At 65.5% G+C, this 18,855-nt stretch carries 19 protein-coding genes; 6 read left to right on the plus strand and 13 right to left on the minus strand.

What is annotated here, in order from left to right; all coding sequences use genetic code 11:
* Positions 1-537 precede the first annotated feature (537 nt).
* The 5 genes from J6500_RS26735 (at position 538) to J6500_RS26755 (ending at position 5,570) form a co-directional block, all read left to right on the plus strand.
* Positions 538-1,098: a F0F1 ATP synthase subunit delta gene (locus J6500_RS26735; RefSeq protein ID WP_225715690.1), complete on the plus strand. Its 561-nt coding sequence runs from the start codon at positions 538-540 to the stop codon at positions 1,096-1,098.
* Positions 1,098-2,627, plus strand: a complete 1,530-nt coding sequence (gene atpA / locus J6500_RS26740) for a F0F1 ATP synthase subunit alpha (protein ID WP_225715691.1) — start codon at positions 1,098-1,100, stop codon at positions 2,625-2,627. The genes J6500_RS26735 and atpA overlap by 1 nt, the downstream gene beginning before the upstream one ends.
* 90 nt (positions 2,628-2,717) lie before the next feature.
* Complete coding sequence (locus tag J6500_RS26745) at positions 2,718-3,596, plus strand: F0F1 ATP synthase subunit gamma (RefSeq protein WP_225715692.1); 879 nt, start codon at positions 2,718-2,720, stop codon at positions 3,594-3,596.
* A gap of 27 nt (positions 3,597-3,623) precedes the next feature.
* Complete coding sequence (gene atpD, locus J6500_RS26750) at positions 3,624-5,066, plus strand: F0F1 ATP synthase subunit beta (protein ID WP_225715693.1); 1,443 nt, start codon at positions 3,624-3,626, stop codon at positions 5,064-5,066.
* A 96-nt stretch (positions 5,067-5,162) separates the two neighbouring features.
* Positions 5,163-5,570 (plus strand): F0F1 ATP synthase subunit epsilon, encoded by a 408-nt coding sequence (locus tag J6500_RS26755; RefSeq protein ID WP_225715694.1) that lies wholly within the window; start codon positions 5,163-5,165, stop codon positions 5,568-5,570.
* 30 nt (positions 5,571-5,600) lie between these two features.
* On the opposite strand, the gene J6500_RS26760 is transcribed toward J6500_RS26755, so the two are convergent.
* The 12 genes from J6500_RS26760 to J6500_RS26815 form a co-directional block, all read right to left on the minus strand.
* On the minus strand, positions 5,601-6,116 hold the full coding sequence (locus J6500_RS26760; protein ID WP_225715695.1) for an RNA pyrophosphohydrolase: 516 nt from the start codon (positions 6,114-6,116) through the stop codon (positions 5,601-5,603).
* Between the two features lie 21 nt (positions 6,117-6,137).
* Positions 6,138-6,644 (minus strand): RNA pyrophosphohydrolase, encoded by a 507-nt coding sequence (locus J6500_RS26765; RefSeq protein ID WP_225715696.1) that lies wholly within the window; start codon positions 6,642-6,644, stop codon positions 6,138-6,140.
* A gap of 82 nt (positions 6,645-6,726) precedes the next feature.
* Positions 6,727-7,950, minus strand: a complete 1,224-nt coding sequence (locus J6500_RS26770; protein ID WP_225715697.1) for a divergent polysaccharide deacetylase family protein — start codon at positions 7,948-7,950, stop codon at positions 6,727-6,729.
* Between the two features lie 180 nt (positions 7,951-8,130).
* On the minus strand, positions 8,131-9,489 hold the full coding sequence (locus tag J6500_RS26775) for a S41 family peptidase (RefSeq protein WP_225715698.1): 1,359 nt from the start codon (positions 9,487-9,489) through the stop codon (positions 8,131-8,133).
* Entirely contained in the window at positions 9,486-10,877 is a 1,392-nt protein-coding gene (locus tag J6500_RS26780) for a murein hydrolase activator EnvC family protein (protein ID WP_225715728.1), read from the minus strand. The genes J6500_RS26775 and J6500_RS26780 overlap by 4 nt, the downstream gene beginning before the upstream one ends.
* A gap of 38 nt (positions 10,878-10,915) precedes the next feature.
* Entirely contained in the window at positions 10,916-11,398 is a 483-nt protein-coding gene (gene rlmH / locus J6500_RS26785; RefSeq protein WP_225715699.1) for a 23S rRNA (pseudouridine(1915)-N(3))-methyltransferase RlmH, read from the minus strand.
* Positions 11,399-11,449: 51 nt separating this feature from the next.
* A complete protein-coding gene (rsfS, locus tag J6500_RS26790) occupies positions 11,450-11,803 on the minus strand; it encodes a ribosome silencing factor (RefSeq protein WP_225715700.1) in 354 nt (117 codons plus the stop codon).
* Between the two features lie 186 nt (positions 11,804-11,989).
* Complete coding sequence (locus J6500_RS26795) at positions 11,990-12,613, minus strand: nicotinate-nucleotide adenylyltransferase (RefSeq protein ID WP_225715701.1); 624 nt, start codon at positions 12,611-12,613, stop codon at positions 11,990-11,992.
* A 42-nt stretch (positions 12,614-12,655) separates the two neighbouring features.
* Positions 12,656-13,948, minus strand: coding sequence for a glutamate-5-semialdehyde dehydrogenase (locus tag J6500_RS26800; protein WP_225715702.1), 1,293 nt, complete (start codon positions 13,946-13,948; stop codon positions 12,656-12,658).
* A gap of 161 nt (positions 13,949-14,109) precedes the next feature.
* Entirely contained in the window at positions 14,110-15,252 is a 1,143-nt protein-coding gene (gene proB / locus J6500_RS26805; protein WP_225715703.1) for a glutamate 5-kinase, read from the minus strand.
* A gap of 68 nt (positions 15,253-15,320) precedes the next feature.
* A complete protein-coding gene (obgE, locus tag J6500_RS26810; protein WP_225715704.1) occupies positions 15,321-16,370 on the minus strand; it encodes a GTPase ObgE in 1,050 nt (349 codons plus the stop codon).
* Between the two features lie 204 nt (positions 16,371-16,574).
* Positions 16,575-17,054: a MaoC family dehydratase gene (locus J6500_RS26815; RefSeq protein ID WP_225715705.1), complete on the minus strand. Its 480-nt coding sequence runs from the start codon at positions 17,052-17,054 to the stop codon at positions 16,575-16,577.
* A 161-nt stretch (positions 17,055-17,215) separates the two neighbouring features.
* Here J6500_RS26815 and J6500_RS26820 point away from each other — a divergent pair, with 161 nt between their 5' ends.
* Positions 17,216-18,130: a DMT family transporter gene (locus tag J6500_RS26820; RefSeq protein WP_225715706.1), complete on the plus strand. Its 915-nt coding sequence runs from the start codon at positions 17,216-17,218 to the stop codon at positions 18,128-18,130.
* A gap of 43 nt (positions 18,131-18,173) precedes the next feature.
* On the opposite strand, the gene J6500_RS26825 is transcribed toward J6500_RS26820, so the two are convergent.
* Positions 18,174-18,770, minus strand: a complete 597-nt coding sequence (locus J6500_RS26825; RefSeq protein WP_225715707.1) for a GNAT family N-acetyltransferase — start codon at positions 18,768-18,770, stop codon at positions 18,174-18,176.
* Positions 18,771-18,855 lie beyond the last annotated feature (85 nt).

Here is an 18,855-nt window from a genome sequence, read left to right on the forward strand (position 1 = left end):
TTGGGCAGTAAATCCCTGAGGTCTCGGGTAGAGATATCTTGTTACCGGCCAAGGGTATTTATAGAGGGTCCCGAAATCTTGCTGTTTAACGAATTTTTAACCAAGCTAATACTGGCGAATATTGCTTAGAGAGCGGGCCGTAAGTTCTCGGTAAGTAATCGCCAAGTGGAGCGCAACGCCGGCGAATCGTTCCTCCCAGCGCCCGCATGGGGCCATGCAAATTTTTGCTGGAACCAAATCCGGAGTGAGATGCTGGCGGCTCGGGCGAGGGAATTCCTGGTGCGCAGAGTTCGCCGATTTTGGCCCGGGGCGATCGCCGGCCAGGCCGCGTGCGACACGGCAGCACCGGCGTGTGTCGTCATGTTGCACCTGCGCGATTGCTATGTTAGCAAAGCCCGCGATTTTAACGGTCCCGGCACGTCCTGTGCCGGTCGAAAATCGAAGTCCCGCTTGAATTCCAAGGGCTTGGATCGCTAGGCGCTGCTTTGGTGGCGACGGTTTTTCCCTTGCGAATTTAACAGCAAAAAGAGCGAGCTCGTGGCTGCTGAAGATCCGTCCGTTTCGGGAGTGTCCGGCCGTTATGCAACGGCGTTGTTCGAATTGGCGCGCGACGAGCAGTCCGTCGATGCCGTAAGGGCCGATCTCGACAGATTCGAGGCGATGCTCAACGGCAGCGAGGATCTCAAGCGCCTCGTTCGCAGTCCGGTGTTCTCCGCGGATGCGCAGTCGAAGGCGCTGGCCGCCATCCTCGACAAGGCCGGCATCGCGGGCACCACGGCAAAATTCCTCAAAGTGCTCACCGCCAATCGCCGGCTGTTCGCCGTTGCCGATGTGATCCGCGCCTATCGCGCGCTGGTGGCGAAGTTCAAGGGCGAGGCGACTGCCGAAGTCACCGTCGCCGAAGATCTCAGTGACAAGAATCTCGACGCGCTGAAGACCGCACTGAAATCAGTGACGGGCAAGGACGTCGCGCTCAACGTGAAGGTCGATCCCTCCATTATTGGTGGCCTGGTGGTCAAGCTTGGCAGCCGCATGGTGGATAGTTCGCTTCGCACCAAACTCAATTCGATCAAGAACGCGATGAAAGAGGCAGGCTGATGGACATCCGCGCCGCAGAAATTTCTGCGATCCTCAAGGACCAGATCAAGAATTTCGGCCAGGAAGCCGAGGTCACCGAAGTTGGCCAGGTGCTGTCGGTCGGCGACGGTATCGCCCGCGTCTACGGTCTGGACAACGTCCAGGCCGGTGAAATGGTCGAGTTCGAGAACGGCACCCGCGGCATGGCGCTGAACCTCGAAACCGACAACGTCGGTGTCGTGATCTTCGGCGCCGACCGCGAGATCAAGGAAGGCCAGACCGTCAAGCGCACCCGCGCCATCGTGGACGCGCCGGTCGGCAAGGGCCTGCTCGGCCGCGTCGTCGACGCGCTGGGTAACCCGATCGACGGCAAGGGTCCGATCCAGGCCACCGAGCGCAAGCGCGTCGACGTCAAGGCGCCCGGCATCATTCCGCGCAAGTCGGTGAACGAGCCGATGGCGACCGGCCTCAAGGCGATCGACGCACTGATCCCGATCGGCCGCGGCCAGCGCGAGCTGATCATCGGCGACCGCCAGACCGGCAAGACCGCGATCGCGCTCGACACCATCCTGAACCAGAAGCCGCTGAACGCGCAGCCGGATGAGAACATCAAGCTGTACTGCGTCTACGTCGCGGTCGGCCAGAAGCGTTCGACGGTGGCGCAGTTCGTCAAGGTGCTCGAAGAGCAGGGCGCGCTGGAATACTCGATCGTCGTTGCCGCCACCGCGTCGGATCCGGCCCCGATGCAGTACATCGCGCCGTTCACCGGCTGCACGATGGGGGAATACTTCCGCGACAACGGCATGCACGCCGTGATCATCTATGACGACTTGTCCAAGCAGGCCGTCGCCTACCGCCAGATGTCGCTGCTGCTGCGCCGCCCGCCGGGCCGCGAAGCCTATCCGGGCGACGTGTTCTACCTGCATTCCCGCCTGCTCGAGCGCGCGGCGAAGCTCGGCAAGGACCACGGTTTGGGTTCGCTGACGGCGCTGCCGGTCATCGAAACCCAGGCCAACGACGTGTCGGCCTACATTCCGACCAACGTGATTTCGATCACCGACGGCCAGATCTTCCTGGAGACCGACCTGTTCTTCCAGGGCATCCGTCCCGCGGTGAACGTCGGTCTGTCGGTGTCGCGCGTCGGTTCGTCGGCGCAGACCAAGGCGACCAAGAAGGTCGCCGGCAAGATCAAGGGTGAGCTCGCGCAGTACCGCGAAATGGCGGCGTTCGCGCAGTTCGGCTCCGACCTCGACGCCTCGACCCAGCGTCTGCTCAACCGCGGCGCGCGCCTGACCGAGCTGTTGAAGCAGCCGCAGTTCTCGCCGCTGAAGATGGAAGAGCAGGTCTGCGTGATCTGGGCCGGCACCAACGGCTACCTCGATCCGCTGCCGCTCAACAAGGTGAAGGCGTTCGAGGATGGGCTGCTGTCGCTGCTGCGCGGCAAGAACGTCGAGATCCTCGATGCCATCCGCACCAGCCGCGACCTCTCCGACGACACCGCCGCCAAGCTGAAGACGGTGGTCGACGGCTTCGCCAAGACCTTTGCGTAACAATGGGCGCCGCCCGGCGGACGGCCGGGCGTAACGAACGGAGGCTTGCGATCTGACCCTTGCGGGTCGGATCGCCGGGGTGGACGAAGAATGGCGTCACTGAAAGACATGCGGTCCCGCATCGCCTCGACCAAGGCGACGCAGAAGATCACCAAGGCCATGCAGATGGTCGCAGCCTCGAAGCTGCGCCGCGCGCAGAACGCCGCCGAAGCGGCGCGGCCCTATGCCAACAAGATGGACGCGGTGATTTCCAACATCGCGGCCGCGGCCAATGGCTCGCCCGGCGCGCCGGCGCTGCTGGCAGGCACCGGCAAGGATCAGGTGCACCTACTCCTGGTCTGCACCGGCGAGCGCGGTCTGTCGGGCGCGTTCAACTCGGCTATCGTGCGCCTGGCGCGCGAGCGTGCGCAGTCGCTGCTTGCGCAAGGCAAGGAGGTCCAGTTCTTCTGCGTCGGCCGCAAGGGCTACGAGCAGCTGCGCCGGACCTACGAGAAGCGCATCGTCGAGCACCTCGACCTGCGCGCGGTGCGCCAGATCGGATTCGTCAACGCCGAGGACATCGCCAACAAGGTGCTGGCGCGGTTCGAGGCCGGCGAGTTCGATGTCTGCACGCTGTTCTATTCGCGCTTCCAATCGGTGATCGCGCAGATTCCGACCGCGCAGCAGATCATCCCGCTCGAGGTGGCCGCGCCCGCGACCAATGCGGCTCCCGCGACCTCGTACGAATACGAGCCCGAAGAGGACGAGATCCTCGGCAGCCTATTGCCGCGCAACCTCGCGGTGCAGATTTTCCGCGCGCTGCTGGAAAACAACGCTTCGTTCTACGGCGCGCAGATGAGCGCCATGGACAGCGCCACGCGCAACGCCGGCGAAATGATCCGCAAGCAAACCCTGATTTACAACCGGACCCGTCAGGCCCAGATCACGAAGGAGCTGATTGAAATCATCTCCGGCGCTGAGGCGGTCTAAGGCAAGATTTTCGAAGGAGAACAGTCCATGGCTACAGCAGCCAACCCGATCGGTCGCGTCACTCAGGTCACCGGCGCCGTGGTCGACGTGCAGTTCGAAGGCCACCTTCCGGCGATTCTGAATGCGCTCGAGACCAAGAACGGCGGCAACCGCCTGGTGCTCGAGGTCGCCCAGCATCTTGGCGAATCGACCGTCCGCACCATCGCGATGGATATCACCGAGGGTCTGGTGCGCGGCCAGGAAGTGACCGATACCGGCGAGCCGATCCGGGTGCCGGTCGGTGAAGGCACGCTCGGCCGCATCATCAACGTGGTCGGCGAGCCGATCGACGAAGCCGGCCCGATCAAGTCCGAAGGCCTGCGCGCCATCCACCAGGACGCGCCGACCTACACCGACCAATCGACCGAAGCGGAAATCCTCGTCACCGGCATCAAGGTCGTCGACCTGCTCGCTCCGTACGCCAAGGGCGGCAAGATCGGCCTGTTCGGCGGCGCCGGCGTCGGCAAGACCGTGCTGATCCAGGAACTGATCAACAACGTCGCCAAGGCGCACGGCGGTTACTCGGTGTTCGCCGGCGTCGGCGAGCGCACCCGTGAAGGCAACGACCTCTATCACGAGTTCATCGAATCCAAGGTCAATGCCGATCCGCACAATCCGGATCCGAGCGTGAAGTCGAAGTGCGCGCTGGTGTTCGGCCAGATGAACGAGCCGCCGGGCGCCCGCGCCCGCGTCGGCCTCACCGGTCTGACCGTCGCCGAGCACTTCCGTGACCAGGGCCAGGACGTTCTGTTCTTTGTCGACAACATCTTCCGCTTCACCCAGGCGGGTTCGGAAGTGTCGGCGCTGCTCGGCCGTATTCCTTCGGCGGTGGGCTATCAGCCGACGCTCGCGACCGACATGGGCGCGCTGCAGGAGCGCATCACCACCACGCAGAAGGGCTCGATCACCTCGGTGCAGGCGATCTACGTGCCGGCCGACGACTTGACCGACCCGGCGCCCGCCACCTCGTTCGCGCATCTGGACGCCACCACGGTGCTGTCGCGCGCGATCTCGGAAAAGGGCATCTATCCGGCGGTGGACCCGCTCGACTCGACCTCGCGCATGCTGTCGGCCCTGGTCGTCGGCGAGGAACATTACAACACCGCGCGCATGGTTCAGCAGATCCTGCAGCGCTACAAGTCGCTGCAGGACATCATCGCCATCCTCGGCATGGACGAATTGTCGGAAGAGGACAAGCTGACGGTGGCCCGTGCCCGCAAGGTCGAGCGCTTCCTGTCGCAGCCGTTCCACGTCGCCGAAGTCTTCACCGGCTCGCCGGGCAAGTTCGTCGACCTCGCCGACACCATCAAGGGCTTCCGCGACCTCTGCCAGGGCAAGTATGACCACCTGCCCGAAGCGGCGTTCTACATGGTCGGCACCATCGAGGAAGCCGTCGAGAAGGGCAAGAAGCTGGCGGCCGAAGCCGCCTAAGAGGCGAATGGCGAATAGGGAGTAGCGAATAGATATCCGCTACTCGCTGCACCATTCGCTACTCGCCATTCGCCATTCGCTACTTACAGGTTTCCCATGGCCACCTTCCACTTCGATCTCGTCTCTCCCGAAAAGCTCGCCTTCTCCGGCGAGGTCGATCAGGTTGACGTCCCCGGCGTGGAAGGCGATTTCGGCGTGCTCGCCGGACACGCGCCTGTCGTCGCCACCGTTCGTCCGGGCATCCTGACGATCACGGCCGCCGGCAAGCGTGAGAAGGTGATCGTGCTCGGCGGTCTCGCCGAGGTGTCGGACAAGGGCCTCACCGTGCTCGCCGACGTCGCGACTGCGATCGCGGATCTCGACCGCGCCAGGTTCGCCGAGACCATCAAGGAGATGGAAGAGAAGCTCGCCGAGAAGGAGGGCTCCGAGCTCGACCACGCGATCGAGCGGCTCGACCACTTCAAGAGCATCCAGCACGAGCTCAACGCGACCGCGATGCACTAGACTAAGGCGCGATGACGATTCAACCAAATCTCATCGCGCTTTAGACGTGCCGGTGAATTCCGCGAAGCTGGCGGCGACCGCGCGATAGACCTCGCGGCGGAACGGGACCACGAGATCGGCGACGCGGTCGAGGGCCTCCCAGCGCCATTGATCGAACTCGGCGGGCTGGCCGTTGCGCGGCGTCAGCGGGTCGATCTCGTCATCGCGTCCGGTGTAGCGCAGCGCAAACCATTTCTGCCGCTGGCCGCGGAAGCGCGCCAGCCGATGCGTCGACGGCCCGTCATAGGGCGGAAATTCGTAGGTCATCCAGTCGGTCTCGCCGAGATACTCGGCGCTGACGGCGCCGGTCTCTTCCCACAATTCGCGCATCACCGCCTGGCGCGAATCCTCGCCGGCGTCGATGCCGCCCTGCGGCATCTGCCACTCGAGGCCCGGCAGGATGATCTCCGGCCCGTCGTCCTTGAATCTGCGGCCGATCAGCACGCGGCCGTCCGCGTTGAACAGCGCGATGCCCACGTTGGGCCGGTACGGTTTGCTTGACGACATCTCAGTGCAGAGTTGGCGGAATTACTTCGCCGCGAGCGCCGCGAATTCCTTCACCACCCGCTCATAGACCGGGCGCTTGAACGGCACAATCAGCTCCGGAAGATTCTGCATCGGCTCCCAGCGCCAGGAGATGAACTCCGCCTTGTGCCCGCCGCCGCCGGGGTTGGCGACGTTGATCTCGTTTTCCTTGCCGGTGAAGCGCAGCGCGAACCATTTCTGCCGCTGGCCGCGATAGCGGCCCTTCCAGGCGCGGCCGGCGACGGTGCGCGGGATGTCGTAGATCAGCCAGTCCGGCACCTCGCCGAGCTTCTCCACGGACTTGATGCTGGTCTCTTCATAGAGCTCGCGCTTGGCGGCCTGGAACGTATCCTCGCCGGGATCGACGCCGCCTTGCGGCATCTGCCAGACATGGGTCTCGTCGACATGCTCGATGCCGCCCGCGCGGCGTCCGATGAAGACCAACCCGGCCGGATTGAGCAGCATGATGCCGACACAGGTTCGATAGGGCAGGTCTTCATAACGTGCCATGCCGCCGCACCCTCGTTGAGTCCTGGGGCTGGCCCGACCCGGCCCCCCGGCAAGGTCTGAAGTCGCACCAACGGATTGATCTTTAGCTCGATTTTGATTTCAGCATGGCCGTTGTCAATGGCACAAGCATGATGCCCTTGGAGTCCAGCGTCTTGATCCAGGCGCCGATCCGCTCGATCGAAACCGGCAGGGCCGAAGCGATGCCCACGGCCGTGCCGCGTTCCTTGGCGAGGGTCTCCAGCTTCACCAGGGTGCGGTCGATTTCCGCCGAGGTCGGCACCGCGTCGATGGTGAAGTCGGCCTTGGCGAACGGCATGCCCTGCGCCGACGCGAGCGGCTGGGCGACGCTGCGCGGGGTGGAACCGTCGTCGAAATAGCCGAGGCCGCGCTTGGCCGCGTCGCGGAGGATCGGCTGCATCACCGGATCGCTGGCGATGAAGCGAGCGCCCATAAAGTTGGCGATCCCGGCATAGCCCTGCAGGCGGCTGAGGTGCCAGTAGAAGCGGTCGAGGTTCTGCTCGCTGCTCAGGGTGGTCAGCAGCGTCTGCGGCCCCGGATCGTTGTCGGGATAGTCGAACGGCTCCATTGGGATCTGGAGCAGGATCTCATGGCGTTGGGCGCGGGCGCGTTCGGCCAGCTTGCCGGGGTCGGCGCCATAGGGCGTGAACGCCAGCGTCACGGCCGGCGGCAGCTTCATGATGGCATCAGCGGTCTTCGCCGCGCCGACGCCGAGGCCGCCGAGCACAATGGCGACCACGGGCGCCCTGGCGGCCTTGGTGCGGTCGGCATCGGCCGCATAGGCAGTGAAGGGTTTCAAGCCGTCGGCGGCCACCGGGATCATGCCGTAGCGCGATTTCTCCAGCAGCCGCGGGTCGACGCCGGTCATCGCGGAGGTTGGTGCGGGGCTGTCGCCGTCCGCCCTGTCGGCGCCATCGCCCCCGCCGATCACCACGTCCTGACGCTTGCCGCTGGAGCCGTCGATGATGGTGACGGTCCTGGCGTCGTTCCTGGCATCACCGCCCGCAGCCGGCGGCTTGGCGGCAGCCTTGGCCGCCTCGGTCGGACCGGCAGGCGCCTGCTTGTCGGGCGTCGTGGCAGGGGAGGCCTTGCGGAGGGCGATATGGGCGACCGGTTCGCCGCCCAGCGGATTGTCGTTGAACAGCGCAACGCCGACGAAGCCGACCAGCACAAGCCCCAGCAGCACGGCAAGCGCCTGCATCGCCGTGAACGGCAGGCGGAACCGGCGCGTCTTGCTGGTGGTCTTCTGCCCAAGCGGCGTGCTGAGCTCGTCGGCCGCCTCTGCCATGACCCTCCCCGAATCAACAGCGCGAACGATACCACGATGCGGCCTCATTCCGCGCGCCGTGCCCGCCACGGTGCGGTGCTGGCGAGGCCGGCTCCACAAACAAAAGGGCGGCCCGAGGGCCGCCCTTTACGCGAATGGAGCAGAGATCAGTTCGAAGCCTTGATCAGTTCGAAGCCTTGATCAGTTCGAAGCCTTGCCCGGCTTGTCGACCGAAGCCTTGTCGCGCGCCGCCTCAGGCGCCGCGCTCGAGGTCGACTTGATGCCGTGCAGGAGGTCGTCGGCCATCTTCAACGCCTTGTCGTCCTTGGCATCCGGCGGCACGTAGGACTGCGAGCCGGTCTTCTCGTCGCCGTCCGACTTCAGATGGCCGCGCAGCGAGGCCTCGCCCTTGGTGTCGGTGCGCGCCTTCAGCTCGTCCGGCACGTCCTGCAGCACCTCGATGTCGGGCACGATGCCCTTGGCCTGGATCGACTTGCCCGACGGCGTGTAGTAGCGCGCGGTGGTCAGGCGCAGCGCGCCGTTGCCCGAGCCGAGCGGGATGATGGTCTGCACCGAGCCCTTGCCGAACGAGCGGGTGCCGACCAGCGTCGCCCGCTTGTGGTCTTGCAGCGCGCCGGCGACGATTTCGGAGGCCGATGCCGAGCCGCCGTTGATCAGCACGATGACCGGCTTGCCCTTGGTCAGGTCGCCCGCATGGGCGGCGCGGCGCTGCGTCTCCTCGGCATTGCGGCCGCGGGTCGAGACGATCTCGCCGCGCTCCAGGAAGGTATCGGAGACGGTCACCGCCTCTTCCAGCAACCCGCCCGGGTTGTTTCTGAGGTCGATGATGTAGCCCTTCAGCTTGTCGCCGATCTGGCTGGAGAGATTGGCGATCTCCTTTTTCAGGCCTTCGGTGGTCTGCTCGTTGAAGGTGGTGATGCGAATGTAGGCGATGTCGTCGGCCTCGACGCGCGCGCGCACCGAACGGACGCGGATATTGTCGCGCACCAGCGTGACTTCGATCGGATTGTCCTGCCCCTTGCGGACGATCTTGAGCTTGATCTTGGTGTTGACCGGGCCGCGCATCTTCTCGACGGCCTGGTTCAGCGTCAGGCCCTGCACCGCCTCGTCGTCGAGCGTGGTGATGATATCGTTGGCCATGATGCCGGCCTTCGAGGCCGGGGTGTCGTCGATCGGCGAGACGACCTTGATCAGCCCGTCTTCCATCGTGACCTCGATGCCGAGGCCGCCGAACTCGCCGCGGGTCTGCACCTGCATGTCGCGGAAGCTCTTGGCATCCATATAGCTCGAATGCGGATCGAGCCCGGACAGCATGCCGGAGATCGCGGATTCGACGAGCTTCGAATCATCCGGCTTCTCGACATAGTCGCTGCGCACGCGCTCGAACACGTCGCCGAACAGATTGAGCTGGCGATAGGTGTCGGAGGTCGCGGCGCGGGCGCTCGATCCCATCAGCACAGAGCGGGGCTGCGTGACGAACAGCGTCAGGGCCGCGCCGGTGGCGGCGCTAAGGAGAATTACCGAAGTCTTGCGCATCATCCGCGAACCTTTTCGCCTTCATTTGCGGCCCACCATGGGCCTGGATCGATTGGAGTGCCGTCTTTGCGGAACTCGACATAGAGCACTGGCTGGCTCGCACTGGTCGCGAAAATAGATGCGACTTGGGATGTCGAGCCCATGGTCGCGACCGGCTCCCCCGTCAGTACAAACTGGCCGATGTTAACCGAAATACGCTCCATCCCGGCGATCAGGACATGATACCCGCCCCCGGCGTTGAGGATCAAGAGTTGTCCGTAGCTGCGGAAAGGACCGGCGTAAACAACCCAGCCGTCACACGGGGTTGTGACCTGCGCGCCCGGCTTGGCTGCCAAAGAAATGCCTTTTTGTACGCCGCCCGCACCGTCGGAACCGCCAAAATCGCGAATCTTGGTGCCGTTCACGGGAAACGCGAACAGGCCCTTGGCCGAGGCGAAGGCGACCGCCGGGCTCAACCGGGCCGGATCCTTGAAGGCTCCCAGATTCGGCTTGCCGTTAACGGTAGCGGGTGCCCCCTGGAGATTGGCGGTGGCGGCAGCCTTGGCCGCGCTCTTGAGGTCCTGCTCCATCTTGGCGATCAGGCCCTGCAGATCGTTCACCTGCTTCGACAGTGTGATGGCGCGGACGCCTTCGGCCTCCATGTCCTTTTCCGCGGCGCTCTGCTGCCGCTGCCGTTCGTCGACCAGCGCGGCGAGGCGGGTCTGGTCCTCGGTGAGCTTGTCGCGGTCGCGCGCCAGCGCGTCGCGCTCGCTCGCGATGGTCTTGCGCAGCGCCACCAATTCCCCGAGATCGGTCGCGAGCTTCTCGGCGCGGCCGCGCAATTCCGGCACCACGGCGCCGAGCAGCATCGCGGTGCGCAGTGATTGCAGCGCGTCCTCGGGCCGCACCAGCAGCGCTGGCGGCGTGCGCCGCCCAGCGCGTTGCAGCGCGGCCAGCACTTCGATGACCTCGGCGCGGCGCGAATCGAGCGAAGAGCGAATCTGGCGCTCGCGGCCGTCGAGCGGCTGCAGCCGCGCTTCGGCGTCGGCAATCCGGGTCTCGACGCCGCGCACCTGGCCGGCGATGTCGATTAGTTGCTGATTGAGCTTGCTGCGGTCCTGGCCGATCGCGGCGATGTCGGCTTTTAGCTTCTCCTGCAACTCGGTCGCCTTGCGCTGCTGCTCGCGCGCCGCCTCGAGCTCCTGCTCGCGCTGCTTGATGGCATCGGGCGATGTCGGCGCTGCCGCGGCCTGTTGCGCCGGCGGCGCGGCTGGTTGTGCCGGCGGCGTGGCTTGCGCATGCACCTGCGTTGCCGAACACGCGGCGACGGCGATCGACAGGGCGAGCGTCACCTGCCGCCAGCCGCGAGGCGCGGGGCCGGATTCCGAAAGCATGTCTCGCTTGTGCTGCATCCGAGCTGGTTCGCGCTTTCGACGATGCGTCACCGCATTCATGCGCGGTGATAGGGATGGCCGGCCAGAATGGTGGCGGCCCGATAGATCTGTTCCAGAAGCATGACGCGGACCATTTGATGCGGCCAGGTCGCGGAGCCGAAGGCAATGCGCAGGGACGCCTTGCGCTGCAATTCGGGCGAAAGTCCGTCCGCGCCGCCGATCACGAACACGGTATTTGCCGTTCCCTCGTCGCGCCAGCGGCCGAGCTGTGCGGCAAAGCTTGCGCTGTCGATGCTCTTGCCGCGCTCGTCGAGCGCTACGAGCATATGCTTGTCCGGCATCAGCGCCGAAATACCCGCCGCCTCTTCGGCAATGCGCGCACCGGTGTCGCGCGCGCGGCTTTCCGCGATCTCATGAATCTCCAGGCCGCGAAAGCCAAGCTTGCGGCCGATATCGTCGAAGCGCTCGCGATAACGCTCGGCGAGCTCCCGTTCAGGGCCCTGTTTCAGCCGGCCGATGCAGATCACGACGACACGCATCAGCGCAAGTTATATGCGCTGCTGCCGATTCGCATCGGCCTCGATCGAGCCTTAGACCGCCGCGACCGCCGGGTTCTGAGTCCACAATCTCTCGAGATTGTAGAACTCACGCACTTCCGGGCGGAACACGTGCACGATCACCTCGCCGGAATCGATCAGCACCCAGTCGCAATTGGGCAAGCCCTCGACATGGATGTTCTTGACCCCGTTTTCCTTGAGGCTCTTCGTCACATTTTCCGCGATCGCGCCGACGTGCCGGTTGGCCCGGCCCGAGGTGACGATCATGTAATCGGAATATGCGGATTTGCCGCGAAGGTCGATGGTGACCGTCTCTTCCGCCTTCATATCCTCGAGGCGGGAGAGGATCAGGCTCAGCGTCTTGTCGGCGTCCGGTTGCGCCTGCAAGGCCGCGGTTTTCGTCGATGTTTTACGCGCAGTCTTTGGAACCTTGGGTAAAACAGACTTGGACAATACAGATGTGGCCAGGGACCATTCCTTTCACTGTATCGCGGGCACCGAATCCTCGGCCCCACGGACCATATTACGCATGTGGGGTTAATGGTTTCAATATTCCAGTAACCCTTTTGCGCCTCACGCCGTCCTCCAGCTCCCGTCCGGGTTCCGAAGTCCGGTCGAAGACAGATTGGATTTCATTCCTGTCAGGAAAACCCAGGCCGGGGCGCGCTGGTCGGCCAGCCGCGTCGCCTGGTTTTCGGGCATGCGATAGCGCGCGAGCGCCTGCGCCGCGGGTGCGGCAAGGGCGCGGAAGCTTTGCGGCGGTCGGTCGATCACGGCCATCGGCACATCGGACGCGATGCGGCGCCAGTCTTTCCAGCGATGGAACTGCGCGAGGTTGTCAGCGCCCATGATCCAGACGAAGTGCACGCCGGAGACACGGCGGCGCAAGTGGATGATCGTGTCGACAGTGTAGCGCGTGCCAATGACAGCTTCGAGACAGGAGATGTCGATGCGCGGATCGCCGGCGACTTTGCGCGCGGCGTCGGCGCGTTCGGCCAGCGCGTGCAGGCCGTCGTGGTTCTTCAGCGGGTTGCCCGGCGTCAGCAGCCACCAGATGCGGTCGAGCTGCAATCGCTTGAGCGCGAACAGGCTGATGGAGCGGTGCGCGGCGTGCGGCGGATTGAATGAGCCGCCGAGCAATCCGATGCGCATGCCGTTGGTGTAGAACGGCAGCGCCTGGGCCGCGGAGAGCGGCACGGTTGAGGCTTGCTGCAAGGGTCTACCGTGCACGGGCGATAATCACGGCCGCGTCTGCCCGGTGCCGTGGACGCGGTATTTGAAGCTCGTCAGCTGCTCGGCGCCGACAGGGCCGCGGGCGTGGAATTTGCCGGTGGCGATCCCGATCTCGGCGCCGAAGCCGAATTCGCCGCCATCGGCAAACTGCGTCGAGGCGTTGTGCAGCACGATCGCCGAATCGACCTCGCTGAGGAATTTCGCAGCGACTTTGGCGTCGTCGGCGACAATCGCATCGGTATGACGCGAGCCGTGGTTCTGGATGTACGCGATCGCGCCGTCGACGCCGTCGACCAGACGTGCAGCGATGACGGCATCGAGATATTCCCTGCCCCAGTCCTCATCGGCCGCCGGCTTCACGCGCGCATCGATCTTCTGCACGGCGTCGTCGCCGCGCACCTCGCAGCCGGCATCGAGCAGCATCTCGACCAGCGGCTTCAGGCTGGTCGCCGCAGCGGCACGGTCGACTAGCAGCGCTTCGGCCGCGCCGCAGACGCCGGTGCGCCGCATTTTGGCGTTCAGCACGATCGACTTCGCCATGTCGAGATCGGCGCTGCCGTCGACATAGACATGGTTGACGCCTTCGAGATGCGCGAACACAGGCACGCGCGCCTCGGCCTCGACGCGCGCGACCAGGCTCTTGCCGCCGCGCGGCACGATGACGTCGATGCCGCCGTTGAGGCCCGACAGCATCAGGCCGACGGCGGCGCGGTCGCGGGTCGGCACCAGCGTGATCGCGGCTTCCGGCAGGCCGGCTTCGCGCAGGCCCTGCACCAGGCAGTCGTGGATCGCGCGGCAGGAGCGGAAGCTGTCGGAGCCGCCGCGCAGGATCACGGCGTTGCCTGCCTTCAGGCACAACACGCCGGCATCGGCGGCGACATTGGGACGGCTCTCGAAGATCACCCCGATCACGCCGAGCGGCACCCGCACGCGCTCGATGGTCATGCCGTTCGGCCGCTGCCAGCTTTCGGTCACCGCGCCGACCGGATCGGCAATCTCGCGCACGGTGGCGACACCGTCGGCCATGCCGTCGACGCGCGCCTGCGTCAACGTCAGCCGATCGAGGAAGGCCGCCGTCGTGCCGGCGGCACGCGCTTCAGTGACATCCTCGGCATTGGCGGCGAGGATCGTCGGCGCATTGGCTCGGATCGCGCGTTCGATCGCCGCGAGTGCCCGGTTCTTCTGCTCCGGCGGCGCCAGTGCCAGCACGCGCGCGGCGGCGCGCGCCTTCGCGGCGAGGTCGGACATCAGGGCGGAGAGATCGGCGTTGCCGTCGATCGCCTTCAGGGGCGCGGTCATAATAGTCTCAGCTCTTTGTTTGAGCATGATCTTTTCGGAAAACCGGTGTCCACTTTTCCGGATCATGCCCTAAGGCCATGTTCTAGCATGGCAATTGAGGGGTGGCGAGGCGCGGAACCGGCATGGCAGGTGGGCGGCTCGCCGCCGGGTCGGTCAATGGCCTATTTGGCCGGAATCGTTCCCGCCGGGCCGATCACGAGGTCGTCGCGGTGGATCATCTCGGAGCGGCCGCTGGTGCCCAGAATCGCGGTCACGTCGCGTGAGGAGCGGCCCCTGATCTTCTCGGCGTCGTCGGCGTCGTAGGCGACGAGGCCGCGGCCGATCTCATGGGTGTCGGGGCCGCGCACCACCACGGCGTCGCCGCGGGCGAACTGGCCGTCGACCCTGACGACGCCGGCCGGCAGCAGGCTCTTGCCGGCGCGCAGCGCAGCCACGGCGCCGGCATCGATGGTCAGGGTACCCTTCGGCTCCAGCGATCCCGCGATCCAGCGCTTGCGCGCGGTGACAGGATTGGCCGGGGTCAGGAACCAGGTGCAGCGGCCGCCATCGGCGATTGCAGCCAGCGGATGCTCGATCTTGCCGGACGCGATCAGCATATGCGTGCCCGCGGTTGTCGCGATCTTCGCCGCCTCGATCTTGGTGGTCATGCCGCCGCGCGACAGCTCCGAACCGGCGGAGCCCGCCATCGCCTCGATCTCCGAGCTGATGCTCTCGACCACTGGGATCAGCGTCGCATTCGGATCGACGGCGGGCGGCGCGGTGTAGAGGCCGTCGATGTCCGACAGCAGGATCAGCAGATCGGCGCTCGCCATGGTGGCGACGCGGGCTGCGAGGCGGTCGTTATCGCCGTAGCGGATCTCGTTGGTGGCGACGGTGTCGTTCTCGTTGATCACCGGCACCACGCGCCAGTCCAGCAGCTTGGCGATGGTCGAGCGCGCATTGAGATAACGGCGCCGCTCTTCGGTGTCCTGCAGCGTGACGAGAATCTGCCCGGCGCCGATGCCGTGATGCCCCAGCACCTCCGACCAGATCCGCGCCAGCGCGATCTGGCCGACCGCCGCGGCCGCCTGGCTCTCCTCGAGCTTCAGCGGCCCGCGCGGCAGCTTCAGGCGGCTGCGGCCGAGCGCAATCGAGCCCGACGACACCACCAGCACCTCGCGGCCATCCTTGTGCAGCCTGGCGATGTCGTCGACCAGCGCCGCGAGCCACGCGGCGCGCAGCTCGCCGGCCTGCGAATCGACCAGCAGCGACGAGCCGACCTTGACGACGATACGGCGGAAATTCTTGAGCGCGGGGCGTTTCATGGGCTTGGTCTGGCGGAGTGGTGGAAGCAATACGCGCCACGATGTGGCTTGGGAAGTCCGGAGGGCGTTCAACCCTGCGGCACCGGCGTCGCCCACGGCTCCGTCTGACTCTTGGCCTTGTTGGAGACCGGCGCCTCGCCGATCACCTCGACCAGCGCGCGCAGCGCCTCCTGCACGCCTTCGCCGGTGGCGCCGGAAAGCAGCAGCGGCGTCCTCTTCGCCGCCCGCTTCAAGCGGTCCTTCTGCTTCTTCAACTCGTCCGGCGTGACCGCGTCGATCTTGTTCAGCGCGACGATCTCGACCTTGTCGGCGAGCTGGCCCTCATAGGCCTCGAGCTCGGTGCGCACCGTCTTGTAGGCCTTGCCGGCATGCTCGCAGGTGGCATCGACGAGATGCAGCAGCACGCGGCAGCGTTCGACATGGCCGAGGAAACGATCGCCGAGGCCGGCGCCTTCATGGGCGCCCTCGATCAGGCCGGGAATGTCGGCGAGCACGAATTCGCGGCCGCCGACATCGACCACGCCGAGCTGCGGATGCAGCGTGGTGAAGGGATAGTCGGCGATCTTCGGGCGGGCGGCGCTGACCACCGACAGGAAGGTCGATTTGCCGGCGTTGGGCAGGCCGACGAGGCCGGCGTCGGCGATCAGCTTCAGCCGCAGCCAGATCCAGCGCTCCTCGCCCGGCGCGCCGGGATTGGCGTTGCGCGGCGCGCGGTTGGTGGAGGACTTGAAATGCGCGTTGCCGAAGCCGCCATTGCCGCCCTTGGCGAGCACGAATTTCTCGCCGAGCTCGGTGAAGTCGTACAGCAGCGTCTCGCGGTCTTCGTCGAACACCTGGGTGCCGACCGGCACCTTCAGCACGATTGACTTGCCGTTGGCGCCATGGCGGTCCTTGCCCATGCCATTGCCGCCCTTCTGCGCCTTGAAGTGCTGCTGGTAGCGGTAGTCGATCAGCGTGTTGAGGCCGTCGACGGACTCGATGACGACGTCGCCGCCGCGGCCGCCATTGCCGCCGGAGGGGCCGCCGAACTCGATGAACTTCTCGCGCCGGAATGCGACGCAGCCGTTGCCGCCGTCGCCCGAGCGAATATAGACCTTGGCTTCATCGAGGAATTTCATGATTTCTACTATAGCGTTTTCAAGCGAAGCGGTCGCCGGTTCGCGTGAAGAAAACGCGTCAAAGCAACAATCGTGAGCGTGCAGGTTCTGATCTCATCAGGGCCAGCTTGCTCTAGTTAGGGCAGGGGGCCCGCTGCGGCAACCGGAAACGCCCACGCACCGGTGAAAAGCCTTAATTTTGGGCCTTTTTGCGGCTGGCGGCGGCTAGGTCGGCCTGCGCCGGACCAGAAATTTCTGCGTGCCTTCCAGCACCAGCTCGCGGCGCTGGTTGTGCACGGTCGAGCGCAGCGTCACCACGCCGGTGGTGCGGCCGGGAACGAGCTCGATCACCTCCAGCGCGGGGTAGATCGTGTCACCGGCATAGACCGGTTTGAGGAACTTGCTGGACTGCTCCAGGAAGCCGATCAGGGATTCCTCGACGACATAAGGAAACAGGCCCGCGCCGGGCGCGGTGTGCACCAGGGTCTGGAAGCCATGCGCGAGCAGCTCGGGCATGCCGCGCGCCCGGCAGTATTCGACATCGTAGTGGATCGGATGGGTGTCGCCGCTCGCGGTCTGGAACGCGGCGAACACCGCGGAGGTCTGGGTGCGGCTCGGAATCACGAAGCGCTCGCCGAGCACGAAATCCTCGAACCAGCGCTGCGCTGAAACCATGCGGTGCTGGGTGGGGTCGAACTCGCTCATGCGGCGTTTCCTGCTCTGTTCTTGGGTTCTGACCTACCGGTAGCGCAGGTGCCGCACTGCGACAATTGGTTCGATTTGCCCCGGCGGGGTTGCCCTGCACCGCCACGCCGCTAAAACCGGCAGCAACACCGGCCGATTCACGCGCGGCGACAACAAGAGCAATGAGCCTGTTCGCAAAGCTGTCCTCCTATGACGATCGGTCAGCGCGGCTTGCCGGCATCGGGTTGATGCTGCTGTCGATCTTCATGTTCTCGTTCGGCGATGCGATGGGCAAGTTCATCGTCGCGACCTATTCGGTCGGCCAGCTGTTGTGGCTGCGCGCCTGCGCGGCGTTGCTGGTGCTGTTGCCGATTGTCTGGAAGCGCCGTGCCGACTTCCTGCATCTGGAGCGGCCCTGGCTGCAATTGCTGCGCATCACGCTGTCGACGCTGGAGGTCGCGGCGTTCTTCCTGGCGACCGTCTACCTGCCGCTCGCCGACGTCATCACCTATTATCTGGCCGGACCGATCTTCGTCACCGCGATGTCGGGCCTCGTGCTCGGCGAGCATATCGGCTGGCGGCGCTGGACGGCGATCCTGGTCGGCTTCTGCGGCGTGCTGATCGCGCTGCGGCCGTCGGCGCAGACCATCAGCTGGCCGGCGATGATCGCACTCGGCGGCAGCCTGTCGTTTGCCGTGCTGATGCTGATCACCCGCTCGCTGCGCGAGACGCCGGACATCGTGCTGGCGACCACGCAGTTCGGCGGCACCTTCATCCTGGGCGCGGTGCTGTCGCCGTTCGGCTGGGTCACGCCATCGGCCGGCAGCCTCGCGCTGTTCTTCACTGCGGGCATCATCTCGGTGGCCGCGCTGCTCTGCGTCAACCGCTCGCTCAAGCTCGCGCCCGCCAGCGTCGTCGTGCCCTATCAGTATTCGATGATCGTCTGGGCGGTGATCTTCGGCTTCGTGGTGTTCGGCGATGTGCCGTCCTGGGCCACCATCGTCGGCGCCGCGATCATCATCGCCGCCGGCCTCTACATCTTCATCCGCGAGCAGCAGCTCGGCCGCGAGGACCCCGCGGTGAATCCGCCGGCGTAGGCCTTCACCCTCCCCTCGAGGGCCCTCCGGGGGAGGGTGAAGATCAGCTCTCCCGCCGGATCGAATTGTTCCAGCTCTTCAGCGAGGCCCAGACGCCGCGCGACAGGCGGAAGCAGTCGACAGGGGTCGATGATCCCAGCGCCTCGAAGCGGTGCAGCTCGACGCCGCTCCACTGGAAGCCGCACTTCTCGAGGATGTTGCGCGATGACGGGTTGGCGACGCGGGCGCCCGAGATCAGCTGGTCGAGGTCGAACTCCTCGAAGAAGTAGTCGATCACCGCGCGCGCAGCCTCGGTGCCGAAACCCTGGCCCCAATGCTCGACGCCGAGCCAGTAGCCGAGTTCGGCTGCGGTTTCTTCGCGCCAGTCGATACCGACCATGCCGATCGGCGTGTGATTGTTCTCGATCAGGAACACCGTCTCGCGTCCGCCGCCGGCCACCGCACGCACGAAGTCGATGGCGTCGTCCTGGGTATAGGGATGCGGCAGGCGGCGGGTGTTCTCCGCGATGCGGCGATCGTTGGCGAGGCGTGCGATTGCTTTTACGTCCGCGAGCGTCGGCTTGCGCAATGTCAGCCGTTCGGTCTCGAGGACGCAAGCTCTTGCCTCGCGCAAGGTCGGCATCGGGATGTCCTGCAACATGTCGAGCTCCTGTGATGCGAATAAACGATACGCAACGCTTGGAACGCCACGCGTGGCCGAAGCTGAACACGCGCAGCAAAAAGGG

It is taken from the genome of Bradyrhizobium semiaridum, assembly GCF_020329505.1.
GTDB lineage: Bacteria > Pseudomonadota > Alphaproteobacteria > Rhizobiales > Xanthobacteraceae > Bradyrhizobium > Bradyrhizobium semiaridum.